Genomic DNA, 14715 nt, shown 5'->3' with positions numbered 1-14715 from the left:
AACCAGAGCAATTCTAATAAACAATGAGTAAATATTTTGCCAGTAACCGCTAATGTGATTGATGCCGAACAGGTGTTTGATCAGGAATTGCGCTTGATAGAAGCCGCTAAGGGTGGTGACAAACAAGCTTATCAAAAATTGTATCAGCGCTATATCGGCATGGTGTACAGCTTGTGCTTACGCCTGATGGGAGATCGAGCGCTGGCTGAAGATGCCAGCCAGGAAGTGTTTATCCAGTTGTGGCGCAAGTTGGGCAACTATCGGGGGGATAGTAAATTTTCCACCTGGTTACACAGTGTAACGTCGAACATTGCGATCAGTTATCTGCGCAAACAACGCGGCTGGTTGCAGCGTATGTTTAATATTGAAGAGTCGGTGGCGGTGAATTATGTCGCGGATGAATCCTGTGATCAGGTGGATTTGGATAGCTACATTCAGCGCTTACCGGAACGAGCCAGAGTGGTATTTGTTTTACATGCCGTTGAAGGGTATCGCCATGAAGAAATTGCCGAAATAACCAATATGGCAGTGGGATCGAGCAAGGCACAGTTTCATCGGGCAAAGCAGTTATTGAGAGAGTGGATGGGTGATGAGTAACGATAAATTTGAGCAACAGCTTAGACGTGAAATCGAGCAGTTGGATAAACAACGCCAACCCCAACGGGATTTGTGGACGGGAATTGAGTTGGCGATCAGTAAAGAGGCCTCCACCCCAAATAAACCGTATCTGGCTGTTGCCGCGGCACTGGTGGTCATTGGTTTTGTTGGCTGGATGAGTCTCAAGCCCAACGGACTACAAAATGATCCCCAACAGTTGGTGGCCGCCTTGAGTCAGCAGCATCAACAGCAGATGAAGGGCTTACTGGTTAGTTTTGCTGACCAACCGGCGCTGACCACTAACTGGCAACAACAATTGCGTGAGCTGGATGAGGCGGCTGAAGCGGTGAAAAAAGCCTTACAACAGGATCCGGATAATCCGGCACTGCTGCGGATGTTACAACAAATTTATCAGCAACAGATTGATTTAATTGAAAAAGTACACGCTCCAGGTTGGCAACGAATTTAAACGAATTAAGTACAAATGAGGATTACACAATGAAAAAATGGCTATCAATAATCGGTTTGATGAGTATCAGTATGCTGGTACACGCCGGTGAGAAAGTGGATAAAACCATTGATGCGGACGACGACGGTTATGTTGAAATTGAACATTTGGCCGGGGTGGTCAATATAAAAGGCTGGGATAAAGACCAAGTGCGAGTGGTAGGCGAGCTGGATGAACGTATGGAAAAGTTCATTTTTGAACGTGACGGCAACGAAGTCACTATTAAAGTCAAAATCAAAAAGAATCGTAGCTGGCATCATTCCGATGATGAAGATGGCGATCGACTGGACATTTATGTACCGCAAAACAGTCATGTTCATTACACCTCCGTGAATGCGGATGTCAAAATGGACAATGTATTGGGGAGCGCCGACGCCAATGTGGTCAACGGCAATATTAAAGCCACTAAACTGGCAGGCAGAATTCATCTTGAATCAGTCAATGGCAATATTAATGCTGACCAATTGGCCGGTGATTTAAAAGTTGAAACCGTTAATGGAGATATTAATTCCCACAATGATCTGGGTGATCACGATAGCTATCAAACTGTTAATGGCGACATTGTGATTGTGAGCAGTAGTGCCGAGATCAAAGCCGAGACAGTCAATGGCGATATGGATCTCACATTATCTAAGATCAAACAGTTAGTTATTAATACGGTAAATGGAAATATAGAAGCCAAGCTGGATTTGGCCAAACAAGGTGAAGTTCGTGGTTCATCCGTGAGCGGTGATATCGAGTTAAGTTTCGCTAACAACGTATCAGCGCGATTTGATATACAAGGTCATGGAGGGGGCAAAATAGTTAATGATTTGTCACAGGACGAGCCACAAAAAGCCAAACATGGTCCTAATCGCTGGTTGGAGTTTTCTCACAACGGTGGCAATGGAAGAGTCGATATCTCAACCGTGAATGGTAAAATCAAACTGGACAAGCGTTAACGGTTAAGTGAAATAAAATCAGCGGCTTATCCTCAAGGACGAGCCGCTGTTTGATTAGACTGACAGGTTTTAAGTGGTTGGGATTTATCAAAAAAAATTGAAATCTGCGCCACTGTAATACCTAATTTTTTCATATAGGTCCTATTCATTAGACGCTGGTCATCCAGCATATACATCCAGTCATCCATGCTAAATTCGTATTCACTGCCCTGCATGGGCACTTTTAACGTATATTGCCAGTTAAAAGCGTTGCCAGTTGCATAGCCCACTGCTTTGCCAATCACATCGTCTGCGGTTCCAGTGATTTTACCGTTATTATTAATAAACAGTTTCCAGCGACGCGTTTGGACTTCTCCATCAGCATAATAAAAGGTTTCATCCAATTGCCCGGCTTTATCTTGCCAGGTACCGATAATATCTACACAGAAACGTCTAACGACCTTGTGACTGTAATCTTGCACAATGCCCCATGCCACTAAGGGGCCATTAAAGTAACTGGCCAAATCAAACCGGGGAGAGGTTTGCTTATATTCTTCGATTGACGCACTACAGCTGATTAACAGGCTACTTAACAACACAATTAGGTATTTCATTTTGCTGTCCTTAGTATTGGTTGAGCTGATTTATATGGAGTTATACGCAACAAAAGTGAAATTGGATCGTCTTTGACAGCATTTTTTTCCTCACTACTTTTTAACTAAGCCGGTTTCCCGCATAATGGATCAATAGTTAAAAAATTCGAGATCCCTGTGAAAGTTGTTGCCAGCAAATATAACGACGAAAAAGTCGAAAAACTAAAAATACCTCCTCATTCCATCGAGGCCGAACAGTCGGTACTGGGTAGTATGCTGATTGCGCCGAGCTCATGGGATAAAGTGGCTGAAATTGTGATTGAAGAAGATTTCTACAATCGCGCCCACCAAACTATCTACCGTGCAATCATTGCGTTGTTATCCGATAACCAGCCAGTGGATGTGATTACGGTTTCCCAGCAGTTGGAAAACTCTGATGAGCTGGAAGAAGCGGGGGGATTTTCCTATTTAGGTGAATTGGCAAAAAACACACCCAGTTCGGCCAACGTTGAAGCCTATGCCAGAATTATCAAAGAACGTGCGATTACCCGTGAATTGATTGGAGTCTCTAATGAGATTGCCGATGCCAGCTATAATCCCCAAGGTCGTAATGCCACCGAAATCCTGGATTTGGCCGAGAGTAAGGTATTTGAAATCGCAGAAAAGCGCACGGGTGCGAACGAAGGCCCCCGTGATGTAGAAGCCATATTGGGCAAAACGATTGACCGTCTTGAAGCCTTGGTCAAAAACAATAAAGAAGTGACAGGGGTATCCTCGGGCTATGCGGATTTAGATAAAAAAACCAGTGGCTTACAACCTTCCGATTTAATTATTGTGGCAGCGCGTCCGTCGATGGGTAAAACGACCTTTGCGATGAATTTATGCGAAAACGCTATGATGGGTGAAGAAAAGCCGGTGTTGGTATTCAGTTTAGAGATGCCCTCAGAGCAGATCATGATGCGGATGTTGGCGTCGTTAAGCCGTGTGGATCAAACCAAAATTCGTACTGCACAACTGGATGATGAGGACTGGTCACGTATTTCCAACACCATGCGTATCCTCAAAGAAAAAGATAATCTGTTTGTCGATGATTCATCAGGCTTGACCCCCATGGAAGTGCGTACCCGGGCGCGTAAATTAGCTCGTGATCGAGGTGGTTTGAGCTTGATTATGATCGATTATCTGCAATTAATGCAGGTGCCTGGATTAAGCGATAACCGAACGCTGGAAATTGCTGAAATATCCCGTTCACTTAAAGCATTAGCGAAAGAATTAGAAGTGCCGGTGGTGGCATTGTCACAGTTAAACAGGGGCTTGGAGCAACGCGCAGATAAAAGGCCGATTAACTCGGATTTGCGGGAATCAGGCTCAATCGAGCAGGATGCGGATTTGATTATGTTTATCTATCGCGACGAGGTTTATCACGAAAATAGTGATCAAAAAGGCATCGCCGAAATTATTATCGGTAAGCAGCGGAATGGTCCAATCGGCACAACGCGCCTCACCTTTCAGGGACAATTTTCTCGCTTTGATAATTATGTTGGTCCGGCATTTGGTGATGATTACTAATCAACAAAGTTAAGGAATAGAGTTAATGTCATTAAATTGGGGAATTATCGGTCCGGGCAAAATTGCGCAACGTTTTGCGACAGCACTCAATCAAGGCACATCCAGTAATTTATTGGCCGTTGCCAGCCGCGATGAACAGCGTGCCAGTCAATTTGCCCAAGCCAATCAGGCGGAACGCTATTATACCAGTTATGCTGCGTTGGTTGCCGATGAGCAAATCGATATTGTGTATATTTCTACCCCGCATAATTTTCACTTTGAGCAGGCCATGCTGTGTTTGCATGCGGGCAAGCACTTGCTGATTGAAAAGCCAATTTGCGTCAATGCCCGTCAAGCTGAAAAAATTATCCAGTTAGCCACACAAAAGAATTTATTTGTTATGGAAGCGCTGTGGAGCCGCTTTTTGCCTTCCTGCCAGCAGGCTAAACAATGGCTGCAGGATGGTGAAATAGGGACGTTGCAGGCGATTAACTCGAGCATCTGCTTCGCGTTTAAAGGTGATACAAATCGTTGGAAAAATAAAAATCTGGCGGGTGGAGCGTTGCTGGATCTGGGCGTTTATTCGGTTGCGTTAAGCCAATGGATGATGGATGCCAATCCGCTGGATATTCAGGCGATGGCCCGAATTGGAACGACCGGAGTGGATAATATTTTGACCGCTAATTTACGTTATCCTGATGACCGACTTGGCCAGTTTATCACATCAGTTGAAGCCAGATCTGCCAATAATATGTTGTTACATGGTCGTGCCGGGACCATTGAAATCTGCGATATGTTTTGGGCCGGGCATGTGGTTAAACTCACTAATGAAGATAAAAAAGTGACGCTGGAATTACCCCATGAAGTGAATGGTTTTGAATACCAAATTCGTGAAGTAGAACAGTGTATAGCAGCAGGTAAATTGCAAAGCAGTATCATGCCTTTATCTGATACATTGGCTAACATGCATGTGATGGATTCAATTCGTCAGCAAATCGGTTTGGACTACGGTAGTACGATGGAAAATGCCGGATGACAAATCGTTAATTAATTAGTCTACCCGTACTTAGGAAGTCGCCATGAGCAGACAGCAATCAATAATACGATCCAGCCGACGGATCCGGCTACGATTAATTGTTATTTGCTCAATTGTGGCGTTTATTATTGCCGCGGTATTCAGTCTGGTGTCATATCGTATCAGTGAAGATGCCAGTAAGCAGGTCGAAGCTAACGCCGTCTCGCAAAATGCCCGATTAATTATGCAACAGATCCGGCATGCGTTTGTTCAAGAACGGATCCGCCCTGATCAACTTAACTTACCCGAACAGGTTCTGGACGGGAATTATCAATTGCGTGTCTCTCGCCAGGGAGAACTTATCTATCAATCTCAATACGGTACTCATCTGGACATTGAATCCAGTAGTCTGGATGAATTGGTCCGCTCTGATGTCAATCAAAATGGTTGGTTAAATACGCCAACTAGTCATTATATTTGGGCGGTTCAGAGTGATCCGCAGCTGGATATTGACCTGTTACTGATTAAACAGACGGATGTATTAGATAATGCTTTGGTAAAGGTGATTTACCATATTCTTCTAACGGCGTTGGTTATTTGCGTATTGGCATTTATTGGTGCACTGGCCATTGGTATCGTGATTGCCCGACAGCATAGCGCTTTTAGTTCAGAGCTGGATTTTAAAGCCAGTCACGATGCGTTGACGGGGATCTATAATCGTGATCATATTTTCAATTGTATTAGCGATTATGTCGCCGCGCTTAACCAACAAACAGCAGATAACGGATTGCCACAATCGACTACTCCGGAACTCCATGCTGCCCTGTTACTAATTGATATTAACCGATTTAAAGAGGTCAATGATGCCTTGGGGCATGCATGTGGAGATCTGTTGTTAAAGCACTTAAGTCGGGATATGAGCCGCCTGTTAAGGGAGAATGACATTTTAGGGCGTTTTGGTGGCGATGAATTTGCCATCTGGATGCCACATACCACTAAAGAGCAAGCCGAGTTACAGGCCAAACACCTTATTAATCTGGTGCAGAAACCGATTAATATTCAAGGTGTTTATCTGGAAGTGGGATTGAGTATCGGAATAGCCAGTTTTCCATCCCATGGTACCACTGCCGAAGCCTTAATTAGTCGTGCTGACATTGCAATGTATACGGCGAAACGCCAACGATTAGGACTGGCGCATTTTAATTTGGAACAAGATGCCAGTACCGTAGAGCAGTTAAAACTAACGGCCGATTTACGTAAAGCCCTGTTTTTGAAAGAGTTGGTCCTGTATTTTCAACCTCAAATTTGCTTGAAAACCAATGCCATTGTCGGTGCTGAAGTGTTAATTCGTTGGCAACACCCCGAATTAGGTCTGATTTTCCCTGACCGCTTCATCGATATTGCCGAATGTAGCGGTATGATCAATGAATTTACCCGTTATATTATCGATCAGGCGCTAGAGCAAAATGCTCAATGGCGCGAACTGGGATTTGAATTTCCGGTCTCGGTAAACATTTCTCCTTATAATCTCAATGATCCCCAGTTACTGGAATATATTCACCAAAGATTAGCGCGGTATCAGATCCCGCCGGATTCACTGGAGCTGGAATTAACCGAAAATGCCGCGCTGGCAGATATTGAACACACGCAAAAAGTATTCAAACAGTTATCTAAAGCTGGAGTGGCGATTGCCATTGATGATTTTGGTACCGGCATGTCGTCACTGGCCTATGTAAAAAATTTAACCGTGGACAGGATCAAAATTGATCGGGCTTTTATTACCCGTTTAGATACCGATAAAGGCGATCAGGCCATTGTTCGGGCGATTCTGGGATTATGTAAAGACTTGCGTCGCGTGTCGGTAGCGGAGGGGATTGAGTCTACTGCCGTTGCCCGGATATTAACGGCCATGGGATGCGATATTGTACAAGGGGATTTTTACGGTAAAGCCATGCCGGCCAACGAATTTACCGAATTGCTTAACGTTGAGAAAAAACTGCAAGGTCAGGTTAAGGTATAGCTAATATTTAGCTACGAGCTACGAGCTACGAGCTACGAGCTACGAGCTACGAGAACGCTAAGCTCGCCGCTCGCAGCCGTATTTTTTTAGGATTAATGCAGAATGCGGGTTTTGATGGTGCCTTCAATGGCAGATAATTCTGCAAACGCTTCATCAGCGTGATCGGTCTCAATATCAATCACCACATAACCAATGCCATCGTGGGTATTAAGGTACTGAGCGGCAATGTTAATGCCTTTTGCCGCGAATGCCTGGTTAATTTGGGTTAATACTCCCGGGGCATTGGTGTGAATATGCAATAAACGTGAGCTGCCAGCATGGCTCGGCAGTGATACTTCAGGGAAGTTAACCGCCGACAAGGTTGAACCGTTATCGCTGTATTTAGCCAGTTTACCTGCCACTTCAATGCCGATATTTTGCTGCGCTTCCTGAGTACTGCCGCCGACGTGGGGCGTCAAGATAACATTATCGAATTCACGTAATACTGACACAAATTCTTCATTGTTTGATTTTGGCTCTACCGGAAATACATCAATCGCAGCGCCATTGATTTTTTTCTCGCGTAATGCGCTGGCCAAGGCATCAATATCGACCACCGTACCTCTGGACGCATTGATTAAGATCGCGCCATGTTTCATCGCGTCTATTTCAGCGGCGCCAAACATATTTTTGGTTTGTGCCGTTTCAGGCACATGCAGCGATACCACGTCAGAAGTACGTAACAATTCGTTTAAGGTTTTTACCTGGGTCGAATTACCTAAAACCAACTTGTCTTCAATATCATAAAATTGCACGCGCATACCTAAATGCTCGGCCAAAATGCTTAGCTGAGTACCGATATGCCCATAACCGATGATACCTAAGGTTTTGCCTCGTGCTTCAAACGAGCCATTGGCACTTTTATCCCATTCTCCACGGTGCGCTTTGGCATTTTTCTCAGGAATCCCACGCAATAATAATAAAATTTCGCCTAATACTAATTCAGCTACTGAGCGGGTATTGGAAAACGGGGCATTAAATACCGGAATGCCTTTTTTCTGAGCTGCCTGCAGATCGACTTGATTGGTGCCAATACAAAAACAGCCAATGGCCACCAGTTTTTGTGCCGCTTCGATAACGTTTGCGGTCAGTTGGGTACGGGAACGCAAACCAACAAAGTGCACGTCCTGAATTTTCTCAATGAGCTCTTCTTCTGGCAGTGAGGTTTTTAAATACTCAATATTACTGTAACCATTACTCTTGAGCGTTTCTAGCGCACTTTGATGTAGTCCTTCTAATAATAAAATCTTAATTTTATCTTTGGGTAGTGACACTTTGCTCATTATCGATTTCCAATTTAAGTTAAAAAGAGTATTAAGTTAAAAACAGTAGAGACATCTAGACGTCTAAAATATCAAAATAATGCTAATATTGAAAGATGAAAATGCCGCTTATTTGATAGTTTCTACACCATTGTCACGACCAACCAATACAATGTCTGCCCCGCGATGAGCGAATAATCCATTGGTAACCACGCCAACAATATTATTTAACTGGCTTTCAAGTTCGGGCGGATTGAGAATTTTCAGGTTATGTACATCCAGAATAATATTGCCATTATCGGTAACCACTCCCTGACGCCAAACCGGATCCCCACCGAGTTTAACAATCTCGCGAGCCACATAGGAACGCGCCATAGGGATCACTTCAACCGGCAGGGGAAAGTCACCCAATATAGGTACTTGCTTGGACTGATCAATAATACAAATAAATTTATTGGCTACTGCGGAAACAATTTTTTCGCGGGTAAGTGCGGCACCACCGCCTTTAATCATATGCTTGTGGTCGGTGATTTCGTCAGCGCCATCTACATATATATCGAAATAGCCAACCGAGTTAAGATCATATACCTCAATTCCTAGCGCCTTGAGTTTTTCGGTTGACGCTTCCGAGCTCGATACCGCCCCTTTAATTTTATGCCTAACCGTTGCTAGCGCATCGATAAAATAGTTCACGGTTGACCCGGTGCCAACACCGACGATGGCATCGTTTTCGACATAATCTATAGCGGCTTCAGCAGCGATTTTTTTCTGTTGGTTTTGACTCATAAAACCCACTCATTGATAAAGGTTATTGGAGGGCAATAGAGTAGCCTAAATTGGTCCGCTAATCCGCAGCTAGATGCAAAAAAAATTGTTGGGAGTGATGATTTTATTCAGTGGTATATCCCAGGGTTGGGTGGGCAGTTTATCCGACATTTGGCAATCATGTGCCAGACCGATAAGTTGGGTGGCTAAATTGTCGCGAACAATCGGCTTGAGAGTGCGATCATAATAGCCCCCTCCCATACCTAAGCGGTTTCCGGTTGCATCAAAGGCGACCAAGGGGGTAAAAATAAAGTCCAATTTCGCCAAAGGACAAATATCGTTGCAGGTTAATAACGGTTCGGCAATACCGTAACGATTCGCCACCATGGGGGTGTCAGCGCGATAGGCATGAAATAGCAGATACCCTTTGGCAAAAGGATGTAACACTGGCAGATACACTTGAATGTTATTTGCCCAGCAGTAGTCAATTAGCAGCGTTGGATCAAGCTCACCATCATTTGCCAGGTATAACGCAACCTGCTGACCGGCGCTGAGTATCGAAAGTTGTTGAATTTGCGCCACGAGGGTGCGGCTGGCCTGCGTTTGTTCGGCAGGACTTAATGAACGTCGTTTAGTGCGAAACTGATTACGCAGATTACTTAGTTGCTGTGTCATGGTGGTACCAAAGCAATAATAGAAAGCCTCCCGAAATGCCGCCACCCAATGTTCGCCCAATGAACCGAAAAGTTCAGGGCGGAGGTATCATCGTTGTCGCAGGCTTCTCGATTCGAGTCGAGCTTGCACAAAAACAACAGAATCAACTTCCTAAGTGTAAAGCATCGGCAGGGACATGATTGAGTTAGCAAACATCCCAGGAGGCCTAAGCGCGGATCCTACCAGTAGTTGCTGTGACTCTAAAGGGCTATTTTCAATAGCGCATTTCAGTTAGCCGTTATTTAACCGAAATGGTAGGATATAGCATAGCTAAATGAATAATCTATAGGATACAACGATTGAAAGCAGCAAGTGAAATGTACGAAGTTTTGTCATCCATGATGGAACGGGAAACGATTAGCAGTGATGCCGCCGAAGTACAGGGTATTCAATGCGGTATGTTGGCCGGTGGTATGCTGCTGGAAAGTCAGGAATGGCTCGATTCACTAGCTGATTTTATCAACCAGGGCAAACCATTACCGGATAATATTAAGCAGCAGGCACAGCTGTTACAGGGACAAAATTGTCAGCAATTAGTGGAAGCGGAATTTGCATTATCACTCTGTTTACCTGACGATGCGGCACCGATAAATGATCGTGGCCAAGCCCTAATTAATTGGGTACATGGTTTTATGCTAGGTTTTGGGTTACATCAATCCGATCTGACTAAATGCTCGTCCGAAGTCAAAGAAGCACTGGAAGACTTTGCTGAAATTGCCCGTATGGACGATGCCATGCCGGAAGATGAGGAGTCCGAACACGCCCTGAACGAAGTGATGGAATATGTGCGCATTTCAGCGATGTTATGTTTTAACGAACTGGGTCAGTCTGCTTCTGATCAACAAGCCAAACCTAAAACCATTCATTAGCCTAACATTATGATCACAGTGGAAGAATTTGCCCAGCGGCGGCAACGCGTTATCGAGCAGATGAGCGATAATAGCATTGCCGTGATTACTGCCAGTCAGGAAGTGTTCCGCAGTCGTGATACTGAGTTTCCTTTTCGGCAGGACAGTGACTTCTATTACCTTACCGGCTTTAACGAACCCGATGCCTGGTTGGTCCTGAGCAATAGTGAGGATCATCCTCAACATATTTTATTTTGTCGTGACAGTGATCCCGCGGTAGAAATCTGGCAAGGACGGCGTTTGGGGGTTGAGCAGGCAGAACAGCAATTGGGCATCGAGTTTTGTTTAGGTGTGGATGAACTGGACGAACAACTGCCGGTATTGCTGAATAATAAACACAGCCTGTATTTTGCCCAGGGCCATTCGAGTGCCACTGATGAGCGTTTGTTCGCGATGTTAACTGCATTGCGTCAGGCTCCCAAGCAAAGCCGCATTGCGCCCAATGTGTTGCAGGATATTCGGCCTATTTTGCACGAAATGCGTTTATTTAAGTCGACAGCGGAAGTGGCGGTAATGCAACAGGCGGCGGAGATTTCAGCGCGGGCGCATATCCGCGCAATGCAGTTTTGTCGGGCGGGAATTGACGAATATCAACTTGAAGCGGAAATCCAGCATGAATTTGCCATGTCCGGGGCTCGTCATCCTGCCTACAGCACTATTGTGGGTGGGGGAGAGAATGCATGTATCTTGCATTATACCCATAACAGCAGTGAATTAATCGATGGTGATTTGGTGTTGATTGATGCCGGTGCTGAATTTCAAGGCTATGCGGCCGATATCACCCGTACATTTCCTGTTAATGGCCGATTTTCCGAGCCGCAAAAAGCCTTATATGAGTTAGTACTCTCGGCACAACTTGCCGCTTTTGCGCTGATAAAACCTGGCAATACCCTGGCACAGGCTTCGGATAAAGTTATAAGTGTCATCACCCAAGGTTTAATTGAACTGGGCATACTGCAAGGCGACTTGAACGAGAATATTGAGCAGCAAACTTATCGACAGTATTTTATGCATGGTCTGGGACACTGGTTAGGCCTTGATGTGCATGATGTGGGCGATTATAAAGTCGCCGGGCAGGATCGGCCTTTTGAACCGGGCATGGTACTCACCATTGAGCCAGGCATTTATATTGCCACCGATGCCGACGTGCAGCCACAATGGCAGGGGATCGGTATTCGAATTGAAGATAATTTACTGGTGACGGAAAAGGGGTATCGTAATTTAACCATTGGGGTGCCAAAGATGATCAGCCAGATAGAAGCGTTAATGGCCGATAGCGGAGCGACGCATTGAACCCTGACTTGAACACCGACATTATTATTGTGGGCGGAGGCACCATCGGCTGTTCACTGGCCTTGGCACTGGCTCAGCAGACGAGCTTAACGATTGCCATTGTGGAAGCTAAATCCTATCAAGCTAATCAGCCCCATCCCGGTTTCGATGCCCGTTCGTTGGCGCTGGCAAAACGGTCACAGCAGGTTTTGGATAGTTGGGGATTATCTATTACGGAAATAGGTACCGCAATTAAGCAAATTAAAGTGACCGATCAGGGACACATCGGTCAATGCTGGCTCGACTGCGAGCAGCAAGGACTGGATGCATTAGGTTATGTGGTGGAATTACAGCAACTGGGGCAGCAATTACATAGCGCCTTGGCGAAAGAGGATTCAGCTCAACTACGTTGGTATTGTCCCGACCAGATTGAGGCGATTAACCAGCAACAACAGCATATTCAAGTGAGATTAACCAGCCAACAGACGTTAACCGCGAAATTGTTAGTGATCGCCGATGGCGCCAATTCACCCAGCGCGAAAATGATTGGCGTTGGCTATCAACAGCAGGATTATCAGCAAGTAGCGCTGATCGCTAACGTATCGATCAGTGAGTCACATGCTAATCAAGCCTTTGAACGATTTACTGCCAGTGGGCCGTTGGCATTATTGCCACTGGAAGGACAGCGTTGTTCACTGGTGTGGACGTTAAGCCCGGATGACCATCAGTCAATGCTGCGTTTAAATGAAAGCCAGTTTTTAACCGCACTGCAAAAGCAGTTTGGTTATGCCTTGGGGCACTTTACTCAAGTCAGTGAGCGACATTATTTTCCGCTGGCTTTGGTGACAGCGGAATCCTCTGTCCGGCATCGAGCAGTGATTGTCGGCAATGCCTCTCAGCAGTTACATCCTATTGCCGGACAAGGTTTTAATTTAGGTTTACGCGATGTGGAAGTGTTAGCGAATTTACTTGGCAATGCCGCTCAAGATCAGGATATTGGCAGTTACGGTTTATTGCGTGATTATCAGCAGTCAAGAATACCTGACCAACAACGGGTCATTGGGCTAACGGACGGTTTAGTGCGGTTATTTTCAAATCACTATTTTCCCATGGTGATGGGACGGAATATAGGCTTAACTGCGATGAATTTATTACCGGCTATTAAAAGCCAGTTGGCCACACAGGCGATGGGCTATGGGGCAAGCTCAGATTCGAAAATTAAAGGGGCGGGTTGATGCGCTCATTTGATGTAGCGATTGTCGGCGGTGGCATGGTGGGATTAACCATGGCGCTGGCGTTACAAACCATCAACGAGAATGGCAAATCGTTGAAAGTGGCCATCATTGATAACCAATCGATTGATACCGCGCAGCCAACCCAACCGGCCTTGCGTGTCAGTGCGATTAACCTTGCCAGTGAACGGTTATTCCGTAATCTTGGGATCTGGCCGCATATCGAACAGGCTCGCATGCAAGCCTATTTGGCGATGCAGGTATGGGAGCAAGACAGCTTTGCGAAAATTGATTTTGATCATCAACAAGCCGGGCAAGCGCATTTAGGCCATATTATTGAAAACCCGTTAATTCAAACCGCCTTGTACAACGCCGTTCAGGTATCCAGCCATATAGAATTTATTGCCCCCGCCACCATTAGCAAACTGGATAGAGGGGAGCGGGATGCTTTTATCAGTCTGGATAACGGCGATACCTTGACGGCCCGATTAGTGGTCGGCGCGGACGGTGGTAACTCTTGGGTACGACAACAGGCAAAAATGCCATTAACCCATTGGGATTACGAGCATAAAGCCATTGTCGCCACGATCAAAACTCAATTGCCCCATCAACAAACCGCCAGACAAGTGTTTACCCCCTCGGGGCCGTTAGCATTGTTGCCTTTATGGCAAGATAATTTGTGCTCCATCGTCTGGTCACAGGATAACGCAGAGGCTAATCGGTTATTGGCGCTTTCCGAGCCGGATTTTAATCAGGCGTTGAGCGCGACTTTTGATATGCAGGCCGGGTTGTGTGAATTGCAAAGTGACCGGGTCAGTTATCCATTAAAAATGCGTTATGTGCGCCAGTGGGTAAAACATCGTGTGGCACTGATTGGCGATGCGGCTCATACCATTCACCCGTTAGCGGGGCAGGGGGCCAATTTAGGTCTGATGGATGCGGCCGCATTGGCGCAAACGGTGGTGGAATTACATCAGCAGGGTAAAGATATTGGTGATGCCCAGTTATTGCGGGGCTATGAACGCTGGCGTAAAACCGAAGCGTTAAAGTTAGTCGCCAGCATGGAAGGTTTTAAGCGCCTGTTTAATGGAGCGAATCCACTACAAAAACTGCTGCGCGGCACTGGCATGGCAATGGCGAATAAGTTACCCATGCTAAAAAACAGCGCCATTCGACAAGCCATGGGACTGGATGGCGAATTGCCGGAGTTAGCAGCGCTAACGTCATCCATGCAGCTTAAAACCTAAAACATTGGATTTATTGCCACGCAAATCGGCATAACCATAAACGTAGAATTGAGGTGTCGCGCTGGCGACGGGCAG

Annotated in this window: 14 protein-coding genes and 1 other RNA gene; 10 read left to right on the top strand and 5 right to left on the bottom strand. The window is 45.7% G+C overall.

Annotated elements, in window-relative coordinates:
- Positions 1-36: 36 nt before the first annotated feature.
- Genes ACTD55_RS10455 through ACTD55_RS10445 form a run of 3 tightly spaced genes read left to right on the top strand, consistent with a single transcriptional unit; the run spans position 37 to position 2046 of the window.
- Positions 37-597, top strand: coding sequence for an RNA polymerase sigma factor (locus ACTD55_RS10455; protein ID WP_438864278.1), 561 nt, complete (start codon positions 37-39; stop codon positions 595-597).
- Positions 590-1066, top strand: a complete 477-nt coding sequence (locus tag ACTD55_RS10450; protein WP_438864277.1) for a hypothetical protein — start codon at positions 590-592, stop codon at positions 1064-1066. The genes ACTD55_RS10455 and ACTD55_RS10450 overlap by 8 nt, the downstream gene beginning before the upstream one ends.
- A gap of 29 nt (positions 1067-1095) precedes the next feature.
- A complete protein-coding gene (locus tag ACTD55_RS10445) occupies positions 1096-2046 on the top strand; it encodes a DUF4097 family beta strand repeat-containing protein (RefSeq protein WP_438864276.1) in 951 nt (316 codons plus the stop codon).
- Positions 2047-2078: 32 nt separating this feature from the next.
- Here the strand turns inward: ACTD55_RS10445 and ACTD55_RS10440 are convergent, their stop codons facing one another.
- Complete coding sequence (locus ACTD55_RS10440; protein WP_438864275.1) at positions 2079-2639, bottom strand: DUF3833 domain-containing protein; 561 nt, start codon at positions 2637-2639, stop codon at positions 2079-2081.
- 156 nt (positions 2640-2795) lie between these two features.
- Here ACTD55_RS10440 and dnaB point away from each other — a divergent pair, with 156 nt between their 5' ends.
- Genes dnaB through ACTD55_RS10425 form a run of 3 tightly spaced genes read left to right on the top strand, consistent with a single transcriptional unit; the run spans position 2796 to position 7201 of the window.
- Positions 2796-4187 (top strand): replicative DNA helicase, encoded by a 1392-nt coding sequence (dnaB, locus tag ACTD55_RS10435; protein WP_438864274.1) that lies wholly within the window; start codon positions 2796-2798, stop codon positions 4185-4187.
- A 25-nt stretch (positions 4188-4212) separates the two neighbouring features.
- Positions 4213-5202, top strand: a complete 990-nt coding sequence (locus ACTD55_RS10430; RefSeq protein ID WP_438864273.1) for a Gfo/Idh/MocA family protein — start codon at positions 4213-4215, stop codon at positions 5200-5202.
- Between the two features lie 43 nt (positions 5203-5245).
- Entirely contained in the window at positions 5246-7201 is a 1956-nt protein-coding gene (locus ACTD55_RS10425) for a putative bifunctional diguanylate cyclase/phosphodiesterase (RefSeq protein ID WP_438864272.1), read from the top strand.
- 92 nt (positions 7202-7293) lie between these two features.
- On the opposite strand, the gene serA is transcribed toward ACTD55_RS10425, so the two are convergent.
- The 4 genes from serA to ssrS all read right to left on the bottom strand — a co-directional run bounded on the left by serA (position 7294) and on the right by ssrS (position 10148).
- Positions 7294-8523: a phosphoglycerate dehydrogenase gene (serA, locus tag ACTD55_RS10420; protein WP_438864271.1), complete on the bottom strand. Its 1230-nt coding sequence runs from the start codon at positions 8521-8523 to the stop codon at positions 7294-7296.
- 108 nt (positions 8524-8631) lie between these two features.
- The gene (rpiA, locus tag ACTD55_RS10415; protein WP_438864270.1) at positions 8632-9288 is read right to left on the bottom strand and encodes a ribose-5-phosphate isomerase RpiA; all 657 of its coding nucleotides are present in this window, start codon (positions 9286-9288) and stop codon (positions 8632-8634) included.
- Positions 9289-9357: 69 nt separating this feature from the next.
- Positions 9358-9942 (bottom strand): 5-formyltetrahydrofolate cyclo-ligase, encoded by a 585-nt coding sequence (locus ACTD55_RS10410; RefSeq protein WP_438864269.1) that lies wholly within the window; start codon positions 9940-9942, stop codon positions 9358-9360.
- A 23-nt stretch (positions 9943-9965) separates the two neighbouring features.
- A non-coding RNA gene (gene ssrS, locus ACTD55_RS10405) (6S RNA) lies at positions 9966-10148 on the bottom strand.
- A gap of 132 nt (positions 10149-10280) precedes the next feature.
- On the opposite strand from ssrS, the gene ACTD55_RS10400 reads away from it, so the two are divergent.
- From ACTD55_RS10400 to ACTD55_RS10385, 4 genes are read left to right on the top strand one after another with little or no spacing between them, the layout of a single operon-like run.
- The gene (locus ACTD55_RS10400) at positions 10281-10850 is read left to right on the top strand and encodes a UPF0149 family protein (RefSeq protein WP_438864268.1); all 570 of its coding nucleotides are present in this window, start codon (positions 10281-10283) and stop codon (positions 10848-10850) included.
- A 9-nt stretch (positions 10851-10859) separates the two neighbouring features.
- Entirely contained in the window at positions 10860-12182 is a 1323-nt protein-coding gene (gene pepP, locus ACTD55_RS10395; protein WP_438864267.1) for a Xaa-Pro aminopeptidase, read from the top strand.
- Positions 12179-13396: a 2-octaprenyl-6-methoxyphenyl hydroxylase gene (ubiH, locus tag ACTD55_RS10390; RefSeq protein WP_438864266.1), complete on the top strand. Its 1218-nt coding sequence runs from the start codon at positions 12179-12181 to the stop codon at positions 13394-13396. The genes pepP and ubiH overlap by 4 nt, the downstream gene beginning before the upstream one ends.
- On the top strand, positions 13396-14640 hold the full coding sequence (locus ACTD55_RS10385) for an FAD-dependent monooxygenase (protein ID WP_438864265.1): 1245 nt from the start codon (positions 13396-13398) through the stop codon (positions 14638-14640). The genes ubiH and ACTD55_RS10385 overlap by 1 nt, the downstream gene beginning before the upstream one ends.
- The last annotated feature ends 75 nt before the right edge of the window (positions 14641-14715 follow it).

The organism is Neptunicella sp. (assembly GCF_048268085.1).
In the GTDB taxonomy this organism is placed as follows: domain Bacteria; phylum Pseudomonadota; class Gammaproteobacteria; order Enterobacterales; family Alteromonadaceae; genus Neptunicella.
The sequence above is the reverse complement of the archived record's forward strand: the minus strand, read 5'-3'. Positions and strand labels throughout refer to the sequence as shown.

Bases quoted from the DNA above. Each gene is read 5' to 3' on its own strand.
- serA (WP_438864271.1), bottom strand. From the start codon at position 8,523: ATGAGCAAAGTGTCACTACCCAAAGATAAAATTAAGATTTTATTATTA.
- ACTD55_RS10425 (WP_438864272.1), top strand. From the start codon at position 5,246: ATGAGCAGACAGCAATCAATAATACGATCCAGCCGACGGATCCGGCTA.
- ACTD55_RS10410 (WP_438864269.1), bottom strand. From the start codon at position 9,942: ATGACACAGCAACTAAGTAATCTGCGTAATCAGTTTCGCACTAAACGA.
- ACTD55_RS10440 (WP_438864275.1), bottom strand. From the start codon at position 2,639: ATGAAATACCTAATTGTGTTGTTAAGTAGCCTGTTAATCAGCTGTAGT.
- ACTD55_RS10385 (WP_438864265.1), top strand. From the start codon at position 13,396: ATGCGCTCATTTGATGTAGCGATTGTCGGCGGTGGCATGGTGGGATTA.
- ACTD55_RS10430 (WP_438864273.1), top strand. From the start codon at position 4,213: ATGTCATTAAATTGGGGAATTATCGGTCCGGGCAAAATTGCGCAACGT.
- ACTD55_RS10450 (WP_438864277.1), top strand. From the start codon at position 590: ATGAGTAACGATAAATTTGAGCAACAGCTTAGACGTGAAATCGAGCAG.
- ACTD55_RS10445 (WP_438864276.1), top strand. From the start codon at position 1,096: ATGAAAAAATGGCTATCAATAATCGGTTTGATGAGTATCAGTATGCTG.
- pepP (WP_438864267.1), top strand. From the start codon at position 10,860: ATGATCACAGTGGAAGAATTTGCCCAGCGGCGGCAACGCGTTATCGAG.
- rpiA (WP_438864270.1), bottom strand. From the start codon at position 9,288: ATGAGTCAAAACCAACAGAAAAAAATCGCTGCTGAAGCCGCTATAGAT.